Genomic DNA, 8,873 nt, shown 5'->3' on the forward strand with positions numbered 1-8,873 from the left:
GCCGCGTACGGCATCCGTCCGGGTGACACGAGTAGGAGAAGCCCTCCGTGACTGCACTTCCCCATGTCGGATCCGCCCGCTGGGCGGCATGGACCGCCCTTGTCACCACCAGTGTTCTACTGACCGCCTGCGGCTCGGGTGGCGGCGACTCCGGCAGCGGCACCGGGCAGCCCGGGTCCGGCGGCACCCTGACCTTCGCGGTGGGCTCGGACGCCGGCTGCGTGGACCCGCAGCAGGTCGCCAGCAACGAGACCATCTACTCGGTGCGCCAGATCGTGGACTCCCTCACGGACCAGGACCCGAAAACCGGCAAGATCGTGCCGTGGCTGGCGAAGAGCTGGGACATCAGCTCCGACGCCAAGCAGTTCACCTTCCATCTGCGCTCGGGTGTCACCTTCAGCGACGGGTCGAAGCTGACCGCTCAGGTGGTCAAGGACAACTTCGACGCGGTGCCCCGGCTCGGCGCGCTCGGCACCCTCGCCCAGGGCTATCTCAGCGGCGTCGAGAGCACCACGGCAGTCGACCCGCTCACCGTCAAGGTCACCTTCAAGCAGCCCAACGCCCAGTTCCTCCAGGCCACTTCGACACACTCGCTGGGCATCGAATCCTCGGCCAGCGTCAAGAAGACCCCGCAGCAGAAGTGCAGTGACGGCGTGACCGGCTCCGGGCCGTTCGTGCTGAAGCAGTACGTGCAGAACCAGTCGCTCACCCTCGCCAAGCGCGCCGGATACGCCTGGGGTTCCTCGCTGTGGACCAAGAAGGGCGAGGCATACCTGGACAAGCTGGTCTTCAAGGTCGTACCGGAGGCCGGTGTTCGGGCGGGCAGTCTCCAGTCCGGCCAGGTGGACGCGATCAGCAGTGTCGGCAAGGCCAACGAGGCAGCGCTCAAGGGCGGCCAGGTCGCCCTCCAGCGACGGGCCAACCCCGGCGTGGTGTTCGGCCTCGGCCTCAACAACTCGCGGCCGGTCCTGAACGACGCGCGCGTGCGCCAGGCCATCCTGTACGCCGTCGACCGGCAGCAGATCGCCGACACCGTGTTCCCGACCGGCACCCAGGCGGCCACCAGCGTCCTCGCCCACACCACGCCCGACTACACCAGCCTCGCGTCGGGCCTGAAGACCGACGCGGCCAAGGCCAAGTCCCTGCTGGACGCGGCCGGTTGGAAGACCGGCAGCGACGGCATCCGCACCAAGGACGGCAAGAAGCTCGGCCTGACCATCGACTGGATCCCCAACGCCGGCACCAACCAGCCCGCGTTGGAGCTGATCCAGCAGCAACTCAAGGCGGTCGGCGTCCAGGCGACCCTCAAGCAGCTCCAGGTCACCCAGCTCGCGCCGACGCTGCAGTCGGGCGACTACGACGCCGCCTGGGGAAACGTCACCCGTGCCGACCCCGACATCCTGCGCAGCTCCTTCTCCACGAAGCTGGCCAACTTCTACCGCGTGCCGACGAGCGGCCTGGACACGGCCCTGGCCGCGCAGGCCGCGACCACCGACACCGCCAAGCGCAAGCAACTGGTCGGGCAGGCGCAGCAGTTGATCGTGCAGAACGCCTACTACGTGCCGGTCGTGGAGCTCCAGACCCAACTGGCGGTGTCGAAGAAGGTGCACGACCTGAACTTCGACGCCTCCAGCCGGCTCCAGCTGCACGACACCTGGATCGGCTGACGCATGCGCCGCTATGTGATCAAACGGCTCGCGCAGGCGGTCGGCGTGCTGTGGGCGGCGTACACGGTCTCGTTCCTGGTGCTGGACTATCTGCCGGGTGACCCGGTCACCGCGATGGCCAGTGCCGGGATGGACTCGGGGCAGGTCGACCCGCATCAGCTCGCCGCCCTGCGGCACGAGTACGGCTTCGACAAGCCCGTGCTGGTGCAGTACGGCGAGTACCTGGGGCGGGCCGTGCGCGGGGACTTCGGCGACTCGGTGTCCACCGGGCGCCCGGTCGCCTCGACGCTGACCGACGCCCTGCCACAGACCCTGCAGTTGACCGGCGCGGCACTGCTGCTCGCGGTGGTCCTCGGCGGTGGCCTGGCGGTGCTGGCCACCTACACCGCTCAGCGCTGGCTGCGGCAGCTGCTGCTGTCGCTGCCCCCGCTCGGGGTGTCCGTCCCCACGTTCTGGGTGGGGCTGCTGCTCGTCGAGGCGTTCTCCTTCCGGCTGCACTGGTTCCCGGCGTTCGGCAATGACGGACTGCGAGGGCTGGTGCTGCCTGCCCTGACGCTGGCGGTGCCGACCGGCGCGCAGGTCGCCCAGGTGTTCGCCAAGAGCCTGCTCACCGCGCTGGACCAGGCGTATGTGGAGACCGCGCGGGCCAAGGGCGCCGGGCGGTGGCGGGTTCATCTGCGGCACGCCCTGCGCAACGCCTCCCTGCCGGCGCTGACGGTCGTGGGCCTGCTGGTGGGGCAGCTGATCGCCGGTTCGGTGGTCGTCGAGACGGTGTTCTCCCGCGACGGCCTCGGCCGGGTCACCGCGGCGGCGGTCACGTCGCAGGACATTCCGGTGGTCCAGGGGGTGGTGGCGTTCGGAGCGCTGATCTTCGTGATGACGAACCTGGTCATCGACCTGGTCTATCCGCTGCTCGACCCGCGGATCGTGGTGGCCTCCGGCAGAAGGGCGGGCTTCGCATGAGCCAGAGCCAGAGCCTTGTCGATGTCGATGTCGATGTCGACGACGTCGACGACGCGGCCGAGGCCGCCCTCGGCCGGCCGCTCGACACCAGGACCGGTGACCCCGGTGCCGGACCGGGGCGCCGCGTCGATGTCCGGCGGGTGCTGCGGTTCGTGTCGCGCCGCCCCGGTCTGCTGCTGTCGGTCGCCGTCCTGGTGTCGGTGGTGCTGGCCTCGTTCTGGCCGGACCTGTTCACCTCGCGGGATCCGCTGGCGGGGGTGCCGTCGCAGAACTTCCGCGGCCCGAGCGCCGACCGCTGGTTCGGCACCGACGAGCTGGGCCGCGATGTGTTCTCCCGCGTGGTGCACGGCGCCCAGCTGTCCCTGAAGGCCACGCTGATCGCGGTGCTGGTCGCGTTCGTGGTCGGCGGCCTGCTCGGCGTGGTCGCCGGGTTCGTGGGCCGCTGGGTGGACGACGTGCTGATGCGCTTCGTCGACGTGCTGCTGTCCATCCCCGCGCTGTTCCTGTCGCTGGCCCTGGTCACCGCGCTCGGCTACGGGACGGTGAAGGTGGCGGTCGCGGTCGGCATCGCCTCGGTCGCCTCGTTCGCCCGGGTGGCGCGCGCGGAGGTCCTGCGGGTGCGGCAGGCGGTGTTCGTCGAGGCGTCGCGCTCGTGCGGGGCCCGCTGGTACTCGGTCCTCGGCCGGCATGTGCTGCCCAACGCGGCGGGCCCGGTGATCGTCCTGGCCACCCTGGACTTCGGCTCCTCGATCCTGGCCGTGTCGGCGCTGAGCTTCCTCGGCTACGGGGCGCCACCACCGGCCCCGGAGTGGGGCACGTTGATCTCCGAGGGCCGCAACTATCTCGCCAACGCCTGGTGGCTGACCGCGCTGCCCGGGCTGGCGATCGCCGCGACCGTGCTGGCCACCAACCGCATCGCCCGGGCGCTCGACGGCGAGTGGTCCAGGCAGCGATGACCCACGACAGAGACGGCGAGAAGGGTGAGAGCGTGACCGCACCACTGCTGGAGATACGCGGCCTGTCCGTGTCGTACCGCACCCGGGGCAGCACGGTCGAGGCCGTCCGGGGCGTGGACCTCGACGTCTGGCCGGGCCAGGTGACCGCGGTGGTCGGCGAGTCCGGCTCCGGCAAGAGCACGACCGCGCACGCCGTCACCCGGCTCCTCGCGGGCAACGGCAGCATCGACGCGGGCACGATCCGCTTCGGCCGGCACGATCTTGCCACGCTGTCGGAAGCGGAGCTGCGTACCGTGCGCGGAGCGCGGATCGGGCTGGTCCCGCAGGATCCGACGGTCTCGCTCAACCCGGTCAAGCGGATCGGCGAGCAGGTCGCCGAGGTTCTGCGCATCCACGGACTGGCGAACCGCCGTTCGGCCGCCGCCGAGGCGATCGCCGTCCTGGACCGGGCCGGGCTGCCCGACGCGGCCACCCGCGCCCGGCAGTACCCGCACGAACTGTCCGGCGGCATGCGACAACGCGCCCTGATCGCCGTAGCCATCGCCGCGAAACCCGAGCTGATCATCGCCGACGAGCCCACCAGTGCGCTCGACGTCACCGTGCAGCGGGTCATCCTCGACCATCTCCAGCGCCTCACCGAGGAGTCGGGAACCGCGATCCTGCTGGTGACCCACGACCTCGGGGTCGCCGCCGACCGGGCCCAGCGCCTCGTGGTCATGTCCCAGGGCAGGGTCGTCGAGGCGGGCAGCACCCGTGAGGTCCTGGCCGACCCACAGGACGAGTACACCCGGCATCTGCTGGCCAGCGCCCCGAGCCTGGCCGGCGCCCCGAGCTTGGCCGACGCCTCGAGCCGGGCCGGCGCTTCGAGCCGGGCCGGCGCTTCGAGTCCGGCCACCGTCCGCCCCCGCACCCCGGCCCCCGAGCCGAAAGCCGACACGGCTGCTCCCCTGGTCGAAGCACGCAACCTCGTCAAGGAGTTCAGGCTCCCCCGCACCGGGGGCGGCCCCCGTACCCTGCGCGCGGTCGATGACGCAAGCTTCACCCTCCGTCGCGGCCGGACCCTCGCCCTGGTCGGCGAGTCGGGCTCGGGCAAGTCCACCCTCGCCCGCCTGGTGCTGCGCCTCGCCGACGCGACCGCCGGACAGATCCTGTTCGACGGCACCGACGTCACGACCGCCAAGGGCGCCCGGGCCAGAGAGCTGCGCCGCCGCGCCCAGCTCGTCTACCAGAACCCGTACGCCTCGCTCGACCCGCGCTTCTCCATAGCCGAGGTGATCACCGAGCCGCTGCGCGCCTTCAAGGTCGGCGACCGCGCGTCCCGGCTCGCCCGGGCCCGTGAACTGCTCGACCGGGTGGCACTTCCGGTCGGCACGCTTGAGCGCCGACCCGCGGAGCTGTCCGGCGGCCAGCGCCAGCGGGTGGCGATCGCCCGCGCCCTCGCCCTCTCCCCCGACCTGGTGGTGTGCGACGAGCCGGTCTCCGCGCTCGACGTGTCCGTGCAGGCCCAAGTCCTGGACCTGCTGGCCGAGTTGCAGACCGACACGGGCGTGGGGTACCTCTTCATCTCCCACGACCTGGCCGTCGTACGGCAGATCGCGCACCAGGTCGCCGTGATGCGGGCCGGCCGGATCGTCGAGACCGGCCCGCCGGAGGACCTGTTCACCAGCCCCCACCACGAGTACACCCGTGAGCTGCTCGCGGCGATCCCCGGCGGTCGCGTCCCCGCCCCCGCCCCCGAGCCCACCCCGAGTTGAGGACCGGCGTCACATGAGCACTCCCACGATCACCTCACTGGCCTTTCTCACCCCGGGCAACTTCGCCGACGACGACCCGTACACCGGCCTGGAGGAGACTCTCCAACTGTTCGCGTACGGCGAGCGGTTGGGCTTCGACGGCGCCTGGATCCGCCAGCGCCACCTCGAACACGGCGTCGGCTCGGCGGCCGTGTTCCTCGCCGCGGCCGGGCAGCGCACCGAGCGGATCGAACTGGGCACGGCGGTCATCCCGATCGGCTACGAGAACCCGTTCCGCCTCGCCGAGGACCTGGCGCTGGCCGACGTCCTGTCCCAGGGGCGGCTCCAGATCGGCTTCAGCACCGGCATGCCCCACGCCGACCTGCTCGGCGACCTCGTGCACGACGGCGACTGGCGGGGCTTCGACCTGTCGTACGGCAGGATCGCCCGCGTCGTCGACAACCTGCGCGGCGACTACCTCGGCGGCCCGGACACGGTCATCCACTCGCCGGGCAACGTCCAGCGCCCCCGTCTGCAACCGCACAATCCTGATCTGGCGCGGCGGCTGTGGTACGGCGGCGGCAGCCTGCGCTCGGTCAACTGGGCCGCCGAGAACGGCCTGAGCCTGCTGTCGGGCAACATCGTCACCGGCGAGGGCACCGACGACTTCACCACGGCCCAGCTGAACCTGCTGGCCGAGTACCGCCGCACACTGTCCACGAAGGGCGCGGACCTTCCCGCGCGGGTGGCGCTCGGCCGGGTGATCGTGCCCTTCGACAGCGCCGACGCGGCCGGCCGGGCCCGCTACCGCGCCTACGCCGCGAGCCGCCACGAACGGACGCTGGCACCCCAGGGCCCCAAACGCACCCTGTTCGCCCCCGACGTGGTGGGCACCGCCGAACAGATCCTCGAACAACTCGCCGCCGACCCCGCCGTCGCGGAAGTGTCGGAGCTGCGCCTGGAACTGCCGTACGAGTTCCACCGCGAGGAGTACGAACAGATCCTGCACGACACACGACACCTGATCGCACCGGAGCTGGGCTGGCACCCCGCCGCTCTGACGACATCCCTCAGCTGATTCGGGGGTTGTCCGACGCGTATCGTCCAGACATGGACACCGCTGCCTCACCCCGCGTTCTCGTCATCGGGCTTGACCCGTATCGGGTGCCGGGGCCGTGGGATCCCGAGCCGGCGGCCGAGGCGATCGAGGCGGGACTGACCAAGTTCGCCGAACACGGTGTGGGTGTGGAGACCTGCCTCATCGGCCTCGACGGAAGTGACGAAGTGGAAGCGGTCGTCGCGAACGCGCTGCGGGCCCACCCGTGGGAGTGCGTCACCGTCGGCGGGGGCCTGCGGCACTCGGACGACCAGGTCGAACTCCTCGAACTGATCATCAACCTGATTCGGCGCCACGCACCCGACGCGGCCATCGCGTTCAACCGCACTCCGGACACCACCTACGAGGCCGCTGCCCGTTGGATCGAGTGACCGGCGCACTGCGAGGCTTCCATCAGTCCAGTCCCGGGCGCCCGAAGAGCAGGTCGTAGCCCGGTGGGAGCTGCAGCAGGATGCGGTTCATCAGGTCCTCGTCCACGATGTCGGCGACGACACTGAGTACGGCGCTGACGTCCCACGTGGCGGTCGTCTCCGTGGCGCCTTCGATCCAGGCCGCGGTTGCCCGGACGAACCGCTCGGGCGACAGGGGCTCGTGCGCCTGGAGCGGGTTGAGCAGGACGAACGCCATCGTCTCGGGGAGCCGGGCGGCCAGTTCGGCGCGCACCCCGCCCACCAGATGAGCGCCGAGCAGGGCCAGGACGACCCGGGAGACGCGTTCCGGCTCCTCCCGCGTGGAGTATTCACCGCGCTCTTGAACTGCGGCGATGAAGGCGTCCCAGTGCATGCGCATGGCGTTCTCCGTCACTTGGTCTTTCCGCTGGGTTGGGGCGGTCCCGGGGTGACGCCCGCGATGTTCGCCTGCGCGACCAGTGGCTTCCGTCACCGCCGCGAGCTCGTCACTCGACCGCTGACCTCTACGCCGGCCTCGCCGAACGATCGGACGCCCGGCGGACCGAGCTGGCTTCCCGCAGGCTCCGCGATGTCCTTCGGATCGTGCGTGGGCGGCTCGTGCGCGCACGCACGCCCGGTCGTCGTCAGCCGGCCGTCGCCTTGTCCTCGTCGACGATCTCGGCGTCCACCACCTCCTCGGACGAGCCGCCGGTCGTGCCGTCCGCGGACGCCCCGGTTGCACCCGCCGACTGCTCGGCGCGTGACTTCTCGTACAGAGCCGTGCCGACCCTCTGGGCGGCCTGGTTCGTCACGGCCTGCCGCTTGGCGACCTCGCCGACCAGAACCTCGCCGTTCTTGGCGAAGGCCACCACCGACGGGTGGTCCGAGAGCCTTCCGCATTCGTGATGACCGTGGGCTCGCCGCCCTCAAGGACCGAGACGACGGAGTTCGTCGTTCCCAGGTCGACACCGACCGAGCGCGCCATCTGGTTCTCCCTCCTCAGCCATGCACTGGTTCACGTTTCCGGTCGGGTCTCATCGCGATGTCGGCTGCCATCGGACGGGGCCGGCCCGCAGCGGCGGCCCGGGACGGGCGACTGCGAGCGCCACGAGGTGACGCGGCGCCGGCCTGACCGTCGGGGTGACGACGGGCCCGGGATCGTATGCCCGCCCGGCCGTCCGCCGGTACGTCTGGTCGTAGGCTGCGCGCAGGACCGGATCGCGGAGCGTCTCGTACGCCGCCCTCACCTCGCCGAACCGTTCGACGGTAGCCGCGTCCACGCGGGTGTCGGGGCGCAGTTCCCGCACCCGGGCGCGGAAGGCCGAGGTGATCACTTCGGCCGTCGCCGAAGGCTCCACCCCTAGCGCCACATACAGGTCCGCGCCGTTGTCGCGCGCCTGCATCTCAGCACCTCCTCGCCCTGCTGCGAGCTGCGGCTTCCCCGTGATTGCCTCTGGTAATGAGATAAAACCTGCGTCCTGGATTGTCAAGGTGGGAGCAGGACTGGTGGTGTCGCCGGAGGAGAAGGAAGCACGGTGGTCGCATTCGCGAACTGTGTGAGCTGTGGCATTGCGGGCGGGAGCGGTCAGCCCACACCATGAGGCGGAACACCGGCCTCGAGGAAGGCGGCTTCCCATGGGTGATCATGTACACGTGAGACTCAGTCAGGGACTGAGCGTGTCCGAAGAAGGAGAACTGGTCGAGCACTCGCGCTGCCGGTGCGGTGCCACATTCACCAAGGTGTTCGACGCCGACGGCGGGGAGCCGGAGTAACCCGAGCCGCGCGCACCCTGACCCCGCGGAGCTTCCCGGCGCCCTCAGTACCGGTGCGGTACTCCTCGAGCAGCTGCGGACCGTGCTGAGTACGAGCGAGAGCAACGGGGCAACATGATCCGGCCCTTGTTCCCGGAACCAGCGGATGCCGCGCCTTGTACCGCTCGAGCGGGCGAGTGTCGGCAGACGTTGGCACCCTCAAGTGATCAACGCACCACCTGCGGATGATCATGTGACCGTGGAGGTACAGGTGCGTGACTACGGGTTTTCGCCCG

The 8,873-nt window shown here is 70.6% G+C and carries 8 protein-coding genes and 1 pseudogene; 6 read left to right on the forward strand and 3 right to left on the reverse strand.

Going from position 1 to position 8,873, the window contains the following annotated elements:
• The first annotated feature begins 47 nt into the window (after nt 1-47).
• From ACFVYN_RS36905 to ACFVYN_RS36930, 6 genes are read left to right on the forward strand one after another with little or no spacing between them, the layout of a single operon-like run.
• On the forward strand, nt 48-1,667 hold the full coding sequence (locus ACFVYN_RS36905) for an ABC transporter substrate-binding protein (protein WP_390006533.1): 1,620 nt from the start codon (nt 48-50) through the stop codon (nt 1,665-1,667).
• Between the two features lie 3 nt (nt 1,668-1,670).
• Nucleotides 1,671-2,630 carry an ABC transporter permease gene (locus tag ACFVYN_RS36910; RefSeq protein ID WP_390006535.1) on the forward strand — a complete coding sequence of 320 codons (960 nt, stop codon included), beginning with the start codon at nt 1,671-1,673 and terminating at the stop codon, nt 2,628-2,630.
• Complete coding sequence (locus ACFVYN_RS36915) at nt 2,627-3,586, forward strand: ABC transporter permease (protein ID WP_390006537.1); 960 nt, start codon at nt 2,627-2,629, stop codon at nt 3,584-3,586. The genes ACFVYN_RS36910 and ACFVYN_RS36915 overlap by 4 nt, the downstream gene beginning before the upstream one ends.
• Nucleotides 3,583-5,340, forward strand: a complete 1,758-nt coding sequence (locus ACFVYN_RS36920; RefSeq protein ID WP_390006539.1) for a dipeptide ABC transporter ATP-binding protein — start codon at nt 3,583-3,585, stop codon at nt 5,338-5,340. The genes ACFVYN_RS36915 and ACFVYN_RS36920 overlap by 4 nt, the downstream gene beginning before the upstream one ends.
• Before the next feature lie 13 nt (nt 5,341-5,353).
• A complete protein-coding gene (locus ACFVYN_RS36925) occupies nt 5,354-6,397 on the forward strand; it encodes an LLM class flavin-dependent oxidoreductase (RefSeq protein WP_390006540.1) in 1,044 nt (347 codons plus the stop codon).
• A gap of 32 nt (nt 6,398-6,429) precedes the next feature.
• Nucleotides 6,430-6,807 carry a hypothetical protein gene (locus tag ACFVYN_RS36930; RefSeq protein ID WP_390006542.1) on the forward strand — a complete coding sequence of 126 codons (378 nt, stop codon included), beginning with the start codon at nt 6,430-6,432 and terminating at the stop codon, nt 6,805-6,807.
• A gap of 22 nt (nt 6,808-6,829) precedes the next feature.
• Here the strand turns inward: ACFVYN_RS36930 and ACFVYN_RS36935 are convergent, their stop codons facing one another.
• From ACFVYN_RS36935 to ACFVYN_RS36945, 3 genes and pseudogenes are all read right to left on the reverse strand, one after another.
• Nucleotides 6,830-7,225: a DUF2267 domain-containing protein gene (locus ACFVYN_RS36935; protein ID WP_390006546.1), complete on the reverse strand. Its 396-nt coding sequence runs from the start codon at nt 7,223-7,225 to the stop codon at nt 6,830-6,832.
• 403 nt (nt 7,226-7,628) lie between these two features.
• A pseudogene (locus ACFVYN_RS36940) lies at nt 7,629-7,810 on the reverse strand (Hsp70 family protein); the annotation flags it as partial.
• A gap of 49 nt (nt 7,811-7,859) precedes the next feature.
• Entirely contained in the window at nt 7,860-8,228 is a 369-nt protein-coding gene (locus tag ACFVYN_RS36945) for a J domain-containing protein (protein ID WP_390006544.1), read from the reverse strand.
• Nucleotides 8,229-8,873: the final 645 nt, after the last annotated feature.

Source organism: Streptomyces sp. NPDC058307 (assembly GCF_042880295.1).
Lineage (GTDB): Bacteria > Actinomycetota > Actinomycetes > Streptomycetales > Streptomycetaceae > Streptomyces.